13 protein-coding genes are annotated in these 14,974 nt (G+C 67.8%); 6 read left to right on the plus strand and 7 right to left on the minus strand.

Annotated elements, in window-relative coordinates:
* Positions 1–105 precede the first annotated feature (105 nt).
* A complete protein-coding gene (locus AC07UW_RS12990) occupies positions 106–993 on the plus strand; it encodes a LysR family transcriptional regulator (protein WP_363734347.1) in 888 nt (295 codons plus the stop codon).
* Here the strand turns inward: AC07UW_RS12990 and AC07UW_RS12995 are convergent.
* Positions 962–1,429: a YehS family protein gene (locus AC07UW_RS12995; protein WP_033832824.1), complete on the minus strand. Its 468-nt coding sequence runs from the start codon at positions 1,427–1,429 to the stop codon at positions 962–964. The genes AC07UW_RS12990 and AC07UW_RS12995 overlap by 32 nt on opposite strands.
* A gap of 85 nt (positions 1,430–1,514) precedes the next feature.
* On the opposite strand from AC07UW_RS12995, the gene AC07UW_RS13000 reads away from it, so the two are divergent.
* Complete coding sequence (locus AC07UW_RS13000; protein WP_495212189.1) at positions 1,515–2,009, plus strand: hypothetical protein; 495 nt, start codon at positions 1,515–1,517, stop codon at positions 2,007–2,009.
* Positions 2,010–2,097: 88 nt separating this feature from the next.
* Positions 2,098–2,850, plus strand: coding sequence for an SDR family NAD(P)-dependent oxidoreductase (locus AC07UW_RS13005; RefSeq protein WP_313251600.1), 753 nt, complete (start codon positions 2,098–2,100; stop codon positions 2,848–2,850).
* Positions 2,851–2,936: 86 nt separating this feature from the next.
* Here the strand turns inward: AC07UW_RS13005 and AC07UW_RS13010 are convergent, their stop codons facing one another.
* From AC07UW_RS13010 to AC07UW_RS13025, 4 genes are all read right to left on the minus strand, one after another.
* The gene (locus tag AC07UW_RS13010; RefSeq protein ID WP_223497525.1) at positions 2,937–3,830 is read right to left on the minus strand and encodes an SPOR domain-containing protein; all 894 of its coding nucleotides are present in this window, start codon (positions 3,828–3,830) and stop codon (positions 2,937–2,939) included.
* Between the two features lie 21 nt (positions 3,831–3,851).
* Positions 3,852–5,540: an arginine--tRNA ligase gene (gene argS / locus AC07UW_RS13015; protein ID WP_495212190.1), complete on the minus strand. Its 1,689-nt coding sequence runs from the start codon at positions 5,538–5,540 to the stop codon at positions 3,852–3,854.
* A 114-nt stretch (positions 5,541–5,654) separates the two neighbouring features.
* Positions 5,655–6,359, minus strand: coding sequence for a RadC family protein (radC, locus tag AC07UW_RS13020; RefSeq protein WP_223497527.1), 705 nt, complete (start codon positions 6,357–6,359; stop codon positions 5,655–5,657).
* A gap of 71 nt (positions 6,360–6,430) precedes the next feature.
* On the minus strand, positions 6,431–7,057 hold the full coding sequence (locus AC07UW_RS13025; RefSeq protein ID WP_313251263.1) for a response regulator transcription factor: 627 nt from the start codon (positions 7,055–7,057) through the stop codon (positions 6,431–6,433).
* Between the two features lie 225 nt (positions 7,058–7,282).
* On the opposite strand from AC07UW_RS13025, the gene coaBC reads away from it, so the two are divergent.
* Genes coaBC through AC07UW_RS13040 form a run of 3 tightly spaced genes read left to right on the plus strand, consistent with a single transcriptional unit; the run spans position 7,283 to position 11,394 of the window.
* Positions 7,283–8,548: a bifunctional phosphopantothenoylcysteine decarboxylase/phosphopantothenate--cysteine ligase CoaBC gene (coaBC, locus tag AC07UW_RS13030; RefSeq protein WP_313251261.1), complete on the plus strand. Its 1,266-nt coding sequence runs from the start codon at positions 7,283–7,285 to the stop codon at positions 8,546–8,548.
* The gene (gene dut / locus AC07UW_RS13035; RefSeq protein ID WP_336023804.1) at positions 8,545–9,033 is read left to right on the plus strand and encodes a dUTP diphosphatase; all 489 of its coding nucleotides are present in this window, start codon (positions 8,545–8,547) and stop codon (positions 9,031–9,033) included. The genes coaBC and dut overlap by 4 nt, the downstream gene beginning before the upstream one ends.
* A 12-nt stretch (positions 9,034–9,045) precedes the next feature.
* Positions 9,046–11,394 (plus strand): phosphomannomutase/phosphoglucomutase, encoded by a 2,349-nt coding sequence (locus AC07UW_RS13040; protein ID WP_495212191.1) that lies wholly within the window; start codon positions 9,046–9,048, stop codon positions 11,392–11,394.
* A gap of 195 nt (positions 11,395–11,589) precedes the next feature.
* On the opposite strand, the gene AC07UW_RS13045 is transcribed toward AC07UW_RS13040, so the two are convergent.
* Both AC07UW_RS13045 and AC07UW_RS13050 read right to left on the minus strand, forming a co-directional pair.
* Positions 11,590–12,303, minus strand: coding sequence for a response regulator transcription factor (locus AC07UW_RS13045; protein ID WP_495212192.1), 714 nt, complete (start codon positions 12,301–12,303; stop codon positions 11,590–11,592).
* The gene (locus AC07UW_RS13050) at positions 12,284–14,944 is read right to left on the minus strand and encodes an ATP-binding protein (protein ID WP_025879419.1); all 2,661 of its coding nucleotides are present in this window, start codon (positions 14,942–14,944) and stop codon (positions 12,284–12,286) included. Before AC07UW_RS13050 ends, AC07UW_RS13045 begins: the two co-directional genes overlap by 20 nt.
* Positions 14,945–14,974 lie beyond the last annotated feature (30 nt).

A 14,974-nucleotide genomic window follows, 5' to 3' on the forward strand; every position in this document is an offset into this window, starting at 1 on the left:
AGACACGCGATGTTCCGTGAAGCAGGGCAACACAGTGTCTGCCTGCTGCGGTCATGATGGAAATGAATCATCATCATCCCTGTCATCTGAAATTGAGATGCCGGTGTGAACCTCAAGCAGCTTGAGTTCGCCGTGGCCCTGGCTGAAGAGGGCAACTTCACCCGTGCGGCCGCGCGCTGCCACGTCGTGCAGTCGGCCTTGAGCCACCAGATCGCCCATCTGGAGCAGGAGCTGGGCACGACGTTGTTCGAGCGGCTGCCGCGCCAGGTGCGCGCTACGGCCGCGGGCGAAGCGTTGCTGGTGCACGCCCGGCAGGTGCTGGCCAGCCTGCGCCACCTGCGTGCCGACGTCGCTGCCGTCAGTGGTGAAGTGCGCGGCCTGCTGGCGATCGGGCAGATCTCGTCGCTGACCGGCGTCGACGTGGTGGCCATGCTGGCTGCCTTCCAGCAGCAGCACCCGCAGGTCGAATTCCAGTTGCGGGTGGACAAGAGCGAGACCCTGCTGGAGCAGGTGCAGTCGCGTGCACTGGACGTGGCGCTGGTGGGGCTGGCGCCGTCGGCCGATCTTGAGGGCGTCTGCCACCAGATGCTGCAGGAAGAGGATCTGGTGGCCGTGCTGGCGCCGCAGCATCGGCTGGCCACGCGCCAGCGGCTGCCGTTGGCGGCGCTGCAGGATGAGGCCCTGGTCGATTTCCCGCGGGGGACCGGCGCGCGCCGGCAGACCGATGATGCGTTCGCCGCAGCGGGCCTGCCGCATCAGGTGCGTTTCGAGGTCAACCTGATGGAACTGGTCGAGCGCTTCGTCCGCCACGGCCTGGCGGTGGGCATCGTGCCGGTGCTGATCGCCGACGGTTTCAAAGGGGTGGTGCAGGTGCCGCTGCAACCGACCCCGACCCGGCGCGTACATCTGGTCTGGCAGCGCCTGCCGACGCCGGCCGCACGCGCCTTCGTCGATGCCGTTCTCAGCCGCGCAGGCGCAGGCTCAGGCCCTTGAGGAAGTTGCGCAGCATCTGGTCCAGGCAGCGCCGATAGTTCTTGTGGCCGGGCTGGCGGAACAGCGCGCCGAGTTCGGATTTGGAGACGTTGAAGCCGATGCTGGTGAAGATCTCCATCATGTCGACATCGCGCAGCTGGAAGGCCACGCGCAGCTTCTTCAACACCAGGTTGTTGTCGATGCGGGTTTCCACCGCGCGCGGCGCCTGGCCCTCATCGTGACCGCGCAGGTGCAGGATCAGGCCATCGAGGAAGTGCGCCAGCGCACTGTCGCTCATCGGCTGGAAACCCGGCTCGTCTTCACGCAGCAGCCAGGCCTTGGCCTGGTCGACATCCACTTCGAACGCCGGATCGGCCATCTGGCACAGGGTGACCACGTGGTGGTCGCCGAGGTCCAGGGAGTAGCGCACGCTGCGCAGTACATCATTATTGATCATGGCCCATTGTACCGGCCCTGCGGCTGTAACCGGACTGTCACCGGATTGCAGCATCGTGAGCGCTGTTCTGCAGGGATTCCCTCTGATGCGCCGGTACCTTCTCTCCATTCTGCTGGTCGCCAGCAGCTTCGCCGCCACCGCCCAGGACCGTTTCGTGCCCGTGGAGCAGCGTCTCAGCGCGGCCCAGCTGGCCGAAGTGGGCCTGGACGCGACCCAGCTGCAGACCCTGAACCGTGTGCTGCGCGAGGCCGAGGCGTCGATGCCTGCCCCCGCCCGGGCGCCCGTCGCCGCGAGCACCGGCGCGCCGTTGCCGGCCAACGTTCCCGCCCCGGCGGCGATGCACCTGGGCCTGGAAGAGGGCCCGGTCAGCGCCCGCGTGGTCGGCGACGTTGCCGGCTGGGAGCCGGGCACGGTGTTCACCCTCGACAACGGCCAGCAGTGGCAGGTGATGAAGGGCCAGATGAAGCTGCGCAAGACCCTGCAGGCACCGCAGATCGAGGTGATTCCGGGTATCGCCGGACGCTGGTTCCTGCAGGTCGACGAAGACCTGCCGAAGGCACGCGTGTTCCGCCTGCGCTGACCGCGCGCATCGCAGCGGGCCGATCAGGCGACGCAGCCGTGGACCGACGGTGCCAGAATGGCGGTCTGGTTTCCCACGGAGTTGTCTGATGACCCGAACCGTCCTGATTACCGGTGCCACTTCCGGCTTCGGCGCCGCTGCCGTACACCGCTTCGCCCAGGCGGGATGGAAAGTGATCGCCACCGGCCGTCGCAGCGAACGCCTGCAGCCGCTGGTCGAGCGTTATGGCAAGGATGTGGTGCACGCGGCCGTGTTCGACGTGCGTGATCCGGTCGCGATGGAAGCGGCACTGCTGGCGCTGCCGCCGGCTTTCGGCGACATCGACCTGCTGGTCAACAATGCCGGTCTCGCCCAGGGCACCGCGCCGGCGCAGAGCGCCAGCCTGAAGGACTGGACGACGATGATCGACACCAACATCACCGCGCTGGTCACCCTGACCCATCGCCTGTTGCCGCAGCTGGTGGAGCGCAAGGGCGCCATCATCAACATTTCGTCGGTGGCCGGTGTCTATCCGTATCCGGGCGGCAATGCCTATGGCGGCACCAAGGCGTTCGTCAGCCAGTTCTCGCTGGGCCTGCGTTCGGACCTGCACGGTACCGGTGTACGCGTGACCACCATCGAACCGGGCATGGCCGAAACCGAGTTCACCGTGGTTCGCACCCATGGCGACCAGGTTGCGTCCGACAAGCTGTACACCGGCGCCAACCCGATGACCGCCGAAGACATCGCCGAGCAGATCTTCTGGGTGGCGAGCCTGCCCCCGCACCTGAACATCAATCGCCTGGAACTGATGCCGGTCAGCCAGTCGTTCGCCGGTTTCCAGGTTGCCCGCGAGAGCTGATCCGCTGTCTGCAGCGTCGAGCCCGGCGCTGCACGGGCAAAAAAAAAGCCGGGCAATGCCCGGCTTTTTTCATTAAGCCCGCACGCTTACTGCGCCTTGATCGCCATCGCCTGCAGGCCGGTGCCATCCAGCTTCTGCTTGGCTTCGGAAAGCTCACCGGCGGTGCCATAGGGCCCCATGCGTACGCGGTACACGGTCTTGCCGTTGATCTGCGCCGACTCCACGCGTGCTGCCAGGCCCATCATCGCCAGCTTGGCCTTGGTCGCTTCGGCATCGCCGGACGCGCCGAACGCACCGGCCTGCAGGATGTAGCGGGCGTTGTCGGCCGGTGCCGGGGCTGCTGCAGTGCTTGCGGCGGCCGGCGCGGTCTCGCTGCGTGCCGCAGGAGCGGCGGCAACGGTGCTGGCGCTGGTCGGCGCGGTGGTGGCGGCCGCTGGCGTGGCGGTCGTCGGACGTTCACTCACCGGCGTCGGCAGCGGACGGCTGGTGGCGGTCACCGGGGCGGTGCTGGCAACGCTTGCAGTCGCCGCAGGTGCCGTGGCCGCAACCGCCGGCACCGGCTTGCCTTCCAGTGCTGCCTGCGCGCGCTGCGCTTCGGCCTTGCTCCGGCGCTGTTCCTCGGCGCGCGCGCTGGCGGCCAGTTCGGCGTCGGACATCTCCACTTCCTTGCCAGGCAGCAGGGTGTAGAAATCGTACTGGGTGGCCGCCGGCTTTTCCGGCTCAGTCGGCTTCGGCGTGGCCGGCTGTGCAGCCGGCTGGGTGCCGACATCGCTTTCGCCATCGGCGACCGGCGCCGGCTGCGCGTTCGGGTTCGGCTGCGGACCGGCGCGCAGGAAGCCATCGCCCTCGCCCTTGAACAGGTTCGGCGCCGCCAGGAACACCACGGCGGCGATCGCCACGCCGGCAACCAGCCACACCCATCCGGGCGTGCCTTGGCTGCTGTTGCGCCGAGCCTGTGTCTTGCCGCGTCGTGCTGCCATGTCTACTGCGTCTCCTGAGACTTACATTTTTTCCGGGGCGGAAACGCCCAGGAGGTCGAGGCCATTGGCCAGTACCTGGCGCGCCGCGCAGGCCAGGGTCAACTTGGCATTGCGATCGGTCGCGTCATCCACCAGCACCGGTGTCCCGTGATACCACGTGTGGAACGCGTGCGCCAATTCGCGCAGGTACTGCGCGACCTGGTGCGGTTCCAGCGCCACGCCGGCCGCTTCCACCACTTCCGGATAACGCGAGATCTCGTTCATCAGGGCCAGCGATGCGTCATCGGCCAGGCGGCCCAGATTGGACAGGCCGGTGCCCTGTTCGTAGACCAGACCCTTCTCCTGCGCCTGGCGCAGCAGGCTGCAGACACGGGCATGTGCGTACTGCACGTAGAACACCGGGTTGTCGTTGCTCTGCTGACGGGCCAGGTCGATGTCGAAGGTCAGCTGTGAATCGGGCTTGCGTGCGATCAGGAACCAGCGGGTCGCGTCGCGGCCGGCTTCTTCGATGAGGTCGCGCAGGGTGAAGTAGCTGCCGGCACGCTTGGACAGCTTCACTTCCTCGCCGCCGCGCATGACGGTGACCATCTGGTGCAGCACGTATTCCGGCCAGCCCTGCGGGATGCCCACTTCCATGGCCTGCAGGCCGGCACGCACGCGCGCCAGTGAACCGTGGTGGTCCGCGCCCAGCTCGGTGATCGCGCGCTCGTAGCCGCGCTGCCACTTCGACAGGTGGTAGGCCACGTCCGGCACGAAGTAGGTGAAGGTGCCGTCGGACTTGCGCATCACGCGGTCCTTGTCGTCACCGAAGTCGGTGCTGCGCAGCCACAGCGCGCCGCCTTCCTCATAGGTATGGCCCGACGCCTGCAGCTTGGCCACCGCCTCGGCTACCTTGCCATCGGCGTACAGCGAGCTTTCCAGGAAGTAGATGTCGAAATCCACGCCGAACGCGGCCAGGTCCAGGTTCTGCTCGTTGCGCAGGTAGGCCACGGCGAAGCGGCGGATCGCCTGCAGGTCGTCCGGGTCCTTGGCGCCGACCACCAGGGTGCCTTCCAGGTCGACGCTGGCGCCGGACATGTAGGCACGGGCCACGTCGGCGATGTAGTCGCCACGGTAGCCGCCTTCCGGCCAGCCTTCCTGGTCCGGGGCAATGCCCTTCACGCGGGCCTGGGTCGACAGCGCCAGGTTCTCGATCTGCACGCCCGCATCGTTGTAGTAGAACTCGCGCTTGGCATTCCAGCCGTTGGCATCGAGCACGCGTGCCACGCAGTCGCCGATGGCCGCTGCGCGGCCGTGGCCGACATGCAGCGGACCGGTCGGGTTGGCCGACACATACTCCACGCCCACCGTGCGGCCATTGCCGGACAGGTTGCGGCCGTAGTCGGCGCCTTCCTTGATCACGGTGACGGCTTCACGCTGGTACGCGGCCGGTGCCAGGTGGAAATTGATGAAGCCCGGGCCGGCGATCTCGACCTTGCTGACGTCTTCGCTGCGCGGCAGCGCCTCGACAAGCGCCTGTGCCAATGCGCGCGGATTGCTGCGCGCGGCTTTGGCCAGCAGCATCGCGGCGTTGGTAGCGAAGTCGCCATGGTCGCGGGTCTTCGGGCGCTCGACCACGAAGTCCGGCGGCAGGGAGTCGATGGGCAGGGTGCCATTGGCGCGCAAGGCTTCGATGCCTTGGCTGATCAGGGCGCGGAGGAGATTTTTCACGAGGCCTGCTGTGAGAATGAGCGGCGGAATCGCCCATTTTAGCGCAGATGCCGGCCGCAACGCTGACCGAGGCCTGCCTGCCAGGGCACGCGGAGCCGTCTGCTGCTGCGGGGCTCATCGCATCGGTCGGGCTCGAAGCGGCGGTAGAAGACCCCGTTCAGCAAACGAAACGGGACGCCCCTCGCCCACCACGAAGTGGTCCAGCAGGCGGACGTCGACCAGTGCGAGGGCCCGTTGCAGCTCCTCGGTGATCTGCGCGTCGGCCGCCGACGGTTCCGGGTCGCCGGAGGGATGGTTATGGCTGAGGATGACCGCGGCGGCGTTGTGCAGCAGCGCTCTGCGCACCACTTCGCGGGGATAGACCGGGGCTGCGTTTATCGTTCCGGCGAATAGTTCCTCGCAGGCGATCAGGCGGTGGCGGTTGTCCAGGAACAGCACCACGAACAGTTCGCGTGCCTGCCCGCGCAGGCGGTGCTGCAGGTAGCGGCCGACGGCGGCAGGGTTGTCGCCGACGGCTTCGCCCTGCTGCAGTTCAGCGGCCAGATAGCGGTGGGCCAGTTCCAGCCCCGCAGCCAGCGTGCAGCTGCGCGCCGGCCCCAAACCGGGAAGTCTCGACAGTTCGCGGGCGGGGCGGTCCAGCAGCACCCGCAGTGGACCGTGGGCGAGCAACAGGTCGCGCGCAGTCTGTACCGCGTCCCGGCCGCCAATGCCGGAACCCAGGAACAGGGCCAGCAGTTCGGCGTCGGACAGTGACGCGGGACCCCGGGCCAGCAGCTTCTCGCGGGGGCGCTCTTCTTCGGGCCATTCATGGATGGGCATGGCTCCCATCATGGCGATCCTCGCCGGCCGGCCCCATAAGCCCTTGCCGTGCCCGTGGGTCGGTCAAGTCCTCAGTCGCGGCGGGTCTGCAGGTAGTCGTAGAGCTCCTGGTTCGTCTGCAGGCCCAGTTTGCGCATGGCTTCGGCTTTCTGCCGGCTGATCGTCTTCGGGCTGCGCCCGCTGCGGTCGGCGATGGCATTGATGCTCAGGCCGTCGGTCAGCAGTTGAAGCACTTCCAGTTCGCGTGTCGACAACGCGGCCGGCGGGTGCGGAAACAGCAGATCGCGCGCCTGCAGGTGGCGCCGCAGGTGATGGGAGACGAATACCTGGCCTGCCATGGCCGCATGCAGAGCCTGGGCCAGCTCGGGGAAGTCGGCGCTCTTGTCGACCAGGCCGTGTACGCCATCGCGTAGCAGGCCATCGAGCAGCCCCGGGTGCCTGGCCCCGGTCAGCACCACCACGGGAAGGCCGGGGTGGCGTTCGCGCAGCACGGCCAGCAGTTCGGGACCATCCGGGCCGGGTCCGGGCATGGACAGGTCGGTGAGTACGGCATGGCAGGGCTCCTGTACCAGCAGCTGCAGCAGCCCGGCGCCGTCAGCGGCGGCTCCAGCTACATCCATCTGGTGACGCTCAAGCACGATTCGGATGCCGTGCAGGACGACCGGATGGTCGTCGGCAATGATGATGCGCGGTTGCACGGGAAACTCCTCGGAAATCGAACGGCACACCAGGGTGGCCAGTGACGATTCTGCAAAGCGTGGACGGGAAGAGGTATAGGAAAGTTCCGAAACGGCGTGCCGCAAACGCGGAAAGCTCCCCGGACCACCGCCCATGTGCTGATAGCCGCCCGCTATGTGCTGCGTGCACCAGGACGTTGCTGGCCTTCGGGTAAGCTAACGCCCTCGTTTGCACAGGAATTCCAGGTGGCTGATTCTCCCAACGCTTCCCCGACGCGGATCCGCGCGCTGGAAGGCCAGAAACTGCTCTTGTGTGTCGGCGGCGGGATCGCGGCGTACAAGGCCCTGGAACTGGTCCGGCGCCTGCGTGATGCCGGTGCGCTGGTTCAGGTGGCGATGACGGCCGGCGCCCAGCAGTTCGTCACGCCGCTCAGCTTCCAGGCCCTTTCCGGCCAGCCGACCCGCACCACGTTGTGGGACAGCGCTGCCGAACAGGCCATGGGCCACATTGAACTGGCACGCTGGGCCGATCGCATCGTGATCGCGCCGGGCACGGCCGATCTGCTGGCACGCCTGGCCCAGGGCCACGCCGACGACCTCGTCAGCACTTTGTGCCTGGCCAGCACCGCGCCGCTGACCGTGTGCCCGGCGATGAACCATCGGATGTGGCTGCATCCGGCCACCCAGGCCAATATCGCCTTGCTGCGCCAGCGTGGCGCGCAGGTGATCGGTCCGGTCGATGGGCCGCTGGCCGAAGGCGAGTCCGGCCCTGGCCGTTTGGCCGAACCGGGCGACATCGTCGCCGCCCTGGTTGCCAACGGCAGCGCTGGACCGGCTGCTGGAGCGGCACCGGAAACGCGCGCCCTGCAGGGCCTGCGCCTGCTGATCAGCGCTGGCCCGACCTATGAAGACATCGATCCGGTGCGTTATGTGGGCAACCGCAGCAGCGGCAAGATGGGTTACGCCCTGGCCGCCGCTGCCGCCGGGCTGGGTGCCCAGGTGGTGCTGGTCAGTGGCCCGGTGCAGTTGCCGACGCCGGCCGGCGTGCAACGTATTGATGTGCGCTCTGCCGCGCAGATGCGCGAAGCGGTGCTGAATGCGCTGCCGGCCGACATCTATATTGGTGCTGCCGCCGTTTCCGATTACACCCCGCGCCAGGTCGCCGCGCAGAAGTTGAAGAAGACCGCCGACAGCCAGTCGCTGGTGATCGAGCTGGTGCGCACCCCGGACATCCTGGCCGAGGTTGCCGCGCAGACGCAGTCGTTGAAGCTGGTGGTCGGCTTTGCCGCCGAGACCCACGATGTGGAGAAGTACGCGCGCGGCAAACTGGTCGACAAGCGCCTGGACCTGGTGATCGCCAACCAGGTGGGCATCAGCGGCGGTGGTTTCGAAAGCGACAACAACGCCGCCACGGCCTTCTGGCAGGATGGCGAACAGGTATTCCCGGCTACTTCCAAGCGTGAGCTGGCCGAACAACTGCTGGCGCTGATCGCGCGGAGACTTCAGGCATGACCGAGGCAAACAACACCCACGGATTCTCCCCGCAACCGTTGCAGGTCAAGCTGCTCGACCCGCGCTTCGGCGACAGCTGGCCGCTGCCGGCCTATGCCACCGAAGCCAGCGCCGGCATGGATCTGCGCGCGGCGCTGGAAACCGCGCTGACCCTGCAGCCGGGCGATACCGCACTGGTCCCCAGCGGGCTGGCCATCCATATCGCCGACCCGCATCTGTGTGCGGTGATCCTGCCGCGTTCGGGCCTGGGCCACCGCCATGGCATCGTGCTTGGCAATGGCACCGGCCTGATCGACGCCGACTACCAGGGGCCGCTGCTGATCAGTGTCTGGAACCGTGGCCGCGAGGCCTTCACCATCGAGCCGGGCGATCGCATCGCGCAGTTGGTGATCGTGCCGATTGCCCGCGTCAGCCTGCAGGTGGTGGATACTTTCACCGACAGCGTGCGGGGAACGGGTGGATTCGGCCATACCGGGGTGCGTTGACAGGGGACATCGATGAGCGGCATCGGGGAAGCACAGCGGGGAAAGTCGTTGGGACGGAGCGCGCCATTGCTGGGTGTGCTGCTGGTACTGCTGGCCGCTTGGTTCGGCTGGAGCGCGGTACAGCAGTGGCGGCAGGCGGCCAGCGGGGACGCGCTGGAACAGGCGCGCGACCAGGCCGTGCAAGGGCTGCAGCAGGCTGCCGCCGGCCAGCTGCAGCAGCTGCAGCAGCAGTTGAAGGGCGACCGCGTCCAGCAGGCGCTGCAGGCCGGTGATGCGGCCGGTGCCGCGCTGGCGCTGCGGGAAAGCTGGACCGGCGTCGAACAAGTGGAAGTGCTGGGCGCTGACCTGGCCGCAGGCTATGCCGATGCGGCCACCTTTGGATACGCACGCCTGGCCCTGCTGGAATCGGCGCTGGCAGATGGCAAGCCGGCGCTGCGGGTGATCCGCGATGGCGGCGGCAACCGCCTGGGTCTGGCCGCGCCGGTACAGCTGGCTGGCGTCGGACCGGCGGTGGTCTATGTCCGCCAGCCGCTGCTGCGGTTGACCGCGCCGCTGGATCAGGTACGCGCCCCCGGCAATGGTTTCCTGGCGCTGCGCCAGGGAGCGCACAACATCGTGGCGCAGGGTGATAGCGGCCTGTCCGAGAGCGCCGAGGCAATGGCGCGCCCGGTGGCCGGCACCCCGCTGCGACTGACCGCCGGGGTACCCAACGTGGAACCCGGTCCGCTGGGGCTGGGAGCCCTCGCCAGCGCGATTGTCGCCCTGCTGCTGGCTTTCATCGCGGTACTGCTGGTGGTAGGCCGTGGCCGATTGCCGACGTCGCTGCCGCTGCCCAGCCGCCGCAGCGCAGTGACCGACGCCGATCACGGCCCGACCCTGCGTGAAAGCCTGCAGATGGTCCCGCCGACGTTGCCCAGCGAGGCGCTGTCCGAGGCGGCGCCGCCTCCGCCGCCACCCGTCCCCGCCGAGGAGCTGGCTGCAGGCATCTTCCGTGCGTACGACATCCGCGGCGTGGTCGGCAGTGAGCTGACCGCGCGCACCGCCGCGCTGATCGGCCAGGCGATCGGCACCGTCGCCCTTGAGCAGGGCCTGCGCGAGGTGGTGATCGGCCGTGATGGCCGCCTGTCTGGTCCCGAGCTGTCAGCCGGGCTGGCCGAAGGCCTGCGGCGTGCCGGCTGTGCGGTCATCGATATCGGCCTGGCGCCGACCCCGGTGGTGTATTTCGCCGCCTTCCATCTGCGCACCGGTACCTGCGTAGCGGTCACCGGCAGCCACAATCCGCCGGACTACAACGGTTTCAAGATCGTCATCGGTGGTGAGACCTTGTCTGGTGATGCGATCACCGACCTCTACCAGCGCATTGTCGAAGGCCGTCTGGTCCAGGCTGCGGAACCGGGTGACTACCAGCAGCGCGAGGTCAGTGCCGACTACATCCAGCGTATTGCCGATGACGTGCAGCTGGACCGCCCACTGAAGGTCGTCGCCGATGCAGGCAACGGCGTGGCGGGTGCCTTCGCACCGCAGCTGCTGGAAGCGATCGGCGCCGAAGTCATTCCGTTGTACTGCGATGTCGATGGCACCTTCCCCAACCATCACCCCGATCCCAGCGAACCGGCCAACCTGGAAGACCTGGTGCAGACGGTCAAGCGCTTTGGCGCCGATCTCGGCGTGGCGTTCGATGGTGATGGCGATCGCCTTGGCGTGGTCACCGGTGAGGGCAAGATCATTTATGCCGACCGCCTGTTGATGCTGTTCGCCGCCGATGTGCTGATGCGCAACCCGGGCGCGATGGTGATCTACGACGTGAAGTGCACCGGCAAGTTGTCCGATCACGTGCTGCGCAACGGCGGCAGTCCGTTGATGTGGAAGACCGGGCACTCGCTGATGAAGGCGAAGATGCGCGAGACCGACGCCGAACTGGCGGGCGAGATGAGCGGCCACTTCTTCTTCAAGGAACGCTGGTTCGGCTTCGACGATGGCCTGTACGCCGCTGCGCGCCTGCTGGAGATCCTCGCCCAGCGCGAGGAAACGCCGGACGAAGTGCTGGCCGAACTGCCGGAAATGGTGGCGACGCCGGAGCTGAAGGTGCCGGTGGCCGAGGGCACCCCGCATGCGTTGGTGGCGATGCTGGTGGCCGCTGCGCAGTCGCCTGACAACCCGTATGTCGGCGGCCGCCTGTCGACCATCGACGGCCTGCGGGTGGACTTCGCCGACGGCTGGGGCCTGGTTCGCGCGTCCAACACCACGCCGGTGCTGGTGCTGCGTTTCGAAGGCAACGACGAAGCAGCACTGGAGCGTATCCAGGCGCTGTTCCGCAGCCAGCTGCAGCCGGTGCTGGGCGACACCCCGCTGGGATTCTGAGGTGGCGCCGGGCTGCGCCCGGCACGCCCTGCTCGGCTGCTCTCGGTAGGTGTCGACCTTGGTCGACACGGTAGATCCACGCCATGCGTGGATGTTCTTCGATGAATTGTCGAAATTTTCGATTTCGATGGATGTCCATCCACGCATGGCGTGGATCTACTTGTCTGGTGGGTGCCGACCGTTGGTCGGCACGCCTCACCCCTTGAACCGCAACCCCACGCCCGGTTCGGTGAACAGGTAGCGCGAATCCAGTGCCGAGTCGCCCAGTTTGTGCCGCAGCTTGCCGACCAGGATGCGCAGGTAGTGGGTGTCGTGCTGGTGGGTGGGTCCCCAGATTTCCTGCAGGATCTGCGGTTGCGTCACCACCCGCCCGGCATTGCGCAGCAGCAGCGACAACAGCGCGTACTCCTTGCGGGTCAATGCCACCAGCTCGCCGTCGATCGCCACTTCACGGCGCACCAGGTCCACGTGCAGGTGGCCATCGTCGAACACCGGCGGCGTGCCATCGGTCGGCACGCTGCGTGTGCGCAGCAGCGCCCGCACCCGCGCCATCAGCTCCTGGGTACCGAAGGGTTTGGTCACGTAGTCGTTGGCGCCGTTGTCCAGTGCACGCACCTTCTCGGTTTCACCGGCACGCACGGTCAGCATGATCACCGGCACCTGGCTCCACTGCCGCAGCTGTTCCAGCACCTCATGGCCTTCCATGTCCGGCAGGCCGATGTCCAGGATCACCAGGTCCATGTCCTCGCTGGCGGCCATCTGCAGGCCTTCCTGGCCGGTCGCGGCCTGGCGTACCTGGTAGCCCTGCGCGCGCAGGCTGATGTCCAGGAACCGGCGGATCTGGGTTTCATCGTCGATCACCAGCACGCGCGCGGCCGGCGTGCTGGCATCAGTCGGGGTCGGACTCATCGTGGGAGGCTGGCTTGAGCAGGGGCAGGGTGATGCGGATCAGGGTACCGCGACCGTCGCGCCCGGGCAGCGCCTGCACGCTGCCGCCGTGTGCGCCGATCATCCCCTGGCAGATGGTCAGGCCCAGGCCGGTGCCGTGGCGGCCGCGGTCGCCGCGTTCGACGCTGTAGAACATGTCGAAGATGCGCGCGCGCTCGTCGTCGGGAATGCCGGGGCCGGCATCGATCACGTCGATGCGCAGCTGACCGTCCAGTTCGCGCGCCAGCACCTGCACGGCGGCATCGGCTGGCGAGAACTTGGCGGCGTTCTCCATCACGTTGAACACCGCCTGTTCCACCAGCGCCGGATGCACCCAGATCGGTGCCAGCGTTGCCGGAATATCCAGCTCCAGCCGCACCTTCGGCTGGTAGCGCTGCAGGCGGCGGGCGGCTGAACCGATCAGCTCGTCCACGCCTATCCAGTCGCGGTTGATCTTCAGGCCCTCGTGGCCGAGCCGGGTCATGTCCAGCAGGTTCTGGATGTAGCGGTCCAGGCGCTCGCCTTCGACCAGGATGGTGTCCAGCAACGCGCGGCGGTCGGCCAGATCCATCGCCGTACCGTAGCTGGCCAGGCTGTCAGCCGAGCCGATCATCGCTGCCAGCGGCGAACGCAGGTCGTGAGAAACCGACGAGAGCAGGGCAGAGCGCAGCCGCTCGGTCTCGTTGCTCACATGTGCCTGTTCCAGCTCGGCCACCAGGCGGGTGCGCAACGCGGCCTGGGCGATGTCGTCGACCATCGCTTCGGCCAGCTGGCGTTGTTCGGGCAGCAGCCGCGCCTGCGCACCCGGCAGGTACAGGCCGGCCACGCCGATCGCACGGTCTTCGCCGTCCAGCAGCGGCAGGAACCACCATTGCGCGCCGGCCAGGGTATCGGTGAAGCGGCCACTGGGTTGGCCATGACGCAGGGCCCAGTCGGCCGCCGCCAGATCGGTATCACCAGGCAGGCTGCGGCCACCGGCGGCGGTATCGGCGCCGATCCGTAGCCAGGCCGGTACATCCATGGCCTGTTCCAGCGCATGCCGGCCGGCCTGTGCCACTTCACCATTGCCGGCCGCACTGGCCAGCTGCCGGCCCAGCTGCTGGCGTGCGCGCGCATGGCGGTTGGCCGCGCGCAGGGCGATCACCTGCATGCGCAGGCGCGACGCCAGGCGTCCGGCAACCAGCGCCGCAGCCAGGAACAGGAACACGGTGATCACGCCCTGTCGCGCGCCGATGGCGAAGGTGAAGCGCGGCGCGATGAACAGGAAGTTGTAGGCAAGGAAACACAGGATCGCCGCCATCACCGCGACGCTGGCACGGGTACGTGCAGCCACCAGCACCACCGCCACGATGAACACCATCGACAGATCGGCCATGCCCACCCAGCGTTCGACCAGCCATGCCACCGCGCAGGCGAGGGCGGTGGCGATCAGGGCCTGCAACGGTTCGTGGCTGACCCCGCGCATCGGTGGCAGCAGGCCCTCTCGACGGGAACGCGCACGCGCCTGCGGCGTGCTGATGATGGTGATCTCGTAGTGCGCGCCGCGCTGGATCAGCTGCTGGGTCAGGGTGCGGTTGAACATCCGCGCCAGCGGCCGTTCGCGGGTACGGCCCAGTACCAGCGTCGATACGCCGTTGTGCGCGGCGTGGTCGAGCAATGCATCGGCGATGCTTGAACCGTGCAGCAGCTCGGCTTCGCCGCCGAGGCGGCGGGCCAGCGCGAACGCAGCATCGATCTCGCGCCGGGTCGCTTCGTCCTGGCGGCGTCCCTGCACCGTCACTACCGTCCACGGTGCATCGCGGCGTTCGGCGATGCGTCGGGCCACCCGCACCAGGTATTCGCTCTGGCCACCGCCATCGATTGCCACCAGCACGCCACGCCGCAGCGGCAGATTGCTCTCGCCGCGCGCGGCGCGTGCTTCGCGCAGGCTGCTGTCGACACGGTCGGCGGCCTCCTGCATCGCCAGCTCGCGCAATGCAGTCAGGTTGGCCGGGGAGAAGAACGCCTGCAGGGCCTGTGCGGCCTGCTCGGGCACGTACACCTTGCCCTGCTGCAGGCGCGCGATCAGTTCGCGCGGCGGCAGGTCGACCAGCACGATGTCATGCAGGCGGTCGAGTACGCCATCGGGCACGGTCTCGCTGACACGCACGCCGGTGATGCGCATCACCACATCGTTGAGGCTTTCCAGATGCTGGATGTTGACCGTGGTCCAGACGTCGATGCCGGCGTCCAGCAGTTCCATCACGTCCTGCCAGCGCCGTTCGTGGCGGCTGCCCGGCGCATTGCGATGGGCCAGCTCGTCCACCAGCACCAGCGCTGGTTTCCTCGCCAGCACGGCGTCCAGGTCCATCTCCTGCAGGTCGTGGCCATGGTAGGCCACGTCCTTCAGCGGCAGCCGTGGCAGGCCTTCCAGCAGGGCCTGGGTATCGGCACGGCCGTGGGTCTCCACCAGCCCGACCACCAGGTCCACGCCACGGCGCAGCTGTTCCTGCGCGCGGGTCAGCATGGCGTAGGTCTTGCCGACGCCGGGCGCAGCGCCCAGGAACACGGTGAGCTTGCCACCGGCTTCGCGTTGCAGTCCTTCCACCAGGGCGTTGGCCTGGCGGGTCCGCAGATCAGTCATGGGAGCCGCTGTCATGGCCGCCATTGTGCG

This window comes from Stenotrophomonas sp. GW821-FHT02D01, from assembly GCF_059421765.1.

Coding starts and splice junctions, on each gene's coding strand:
- AC07UW_RS13040 (WP_495212191.1), top strand. CDS start 9,046: ATGAGCGGCATCGGGGAAGCACAGCGGGGAAAGTCGTTGGGACGGAGC.
- AC07UW_RS13000 (WP_495212189.1), top strand. CDS start 1,515: ATGCGCCGGTACCTTCTCTCCATTCTGCTGGTCGCCAGCAGCTTCGCC.
- AC07UW_RS13010 (WP_223497525.1), bottom strand. CDS start 3,830: ATGGCAGCACGACGCGGCAAGACACAGGCTCGGCGCAACAGCAGCCAA.
- AC07UW_RS12995 (WP_033832824.1), bottom strand. CDS start 1,429: ATGATCAATAATGATGTACTGCGCAGCGTGCGCTACTCCCTGGACCTC.
- AC07UW_RS13050 (WP_025879419.1), bottom strand. CDS start 14,944: ATGACTGATCTGCGGACCCGCCAGGCCAACGCCCTGGTGGAAGGACTG.
- AC07UW_RS13005 (WP_313251600.1), top strand. CDS start 2,098: ATGACCCGAACCGTCCTGATTACCGGTGCCACTTCCGGCTTCGGCGCC.
- AC07UW_RS13045 (WP_495212192.1), bottom strand. CDS start 12,303: ATGAGTCCGACCCCGACTGATGCCAGCACGCCGGCCGCGCGCGTGCTG.
- dut (WP_336023804.1), top strand. CDS start 8,545: ATGACCGAGGCAAACAACACCCACGGATTCTCCCCGCAACCGTTGCAG.
- radC (WP_223497527.1), bottom strand. CDS start 6,359: ATGCCCATCCATGAATGGCCCGAAGAAGAGCGCCCCCGCGAGAAGCTG.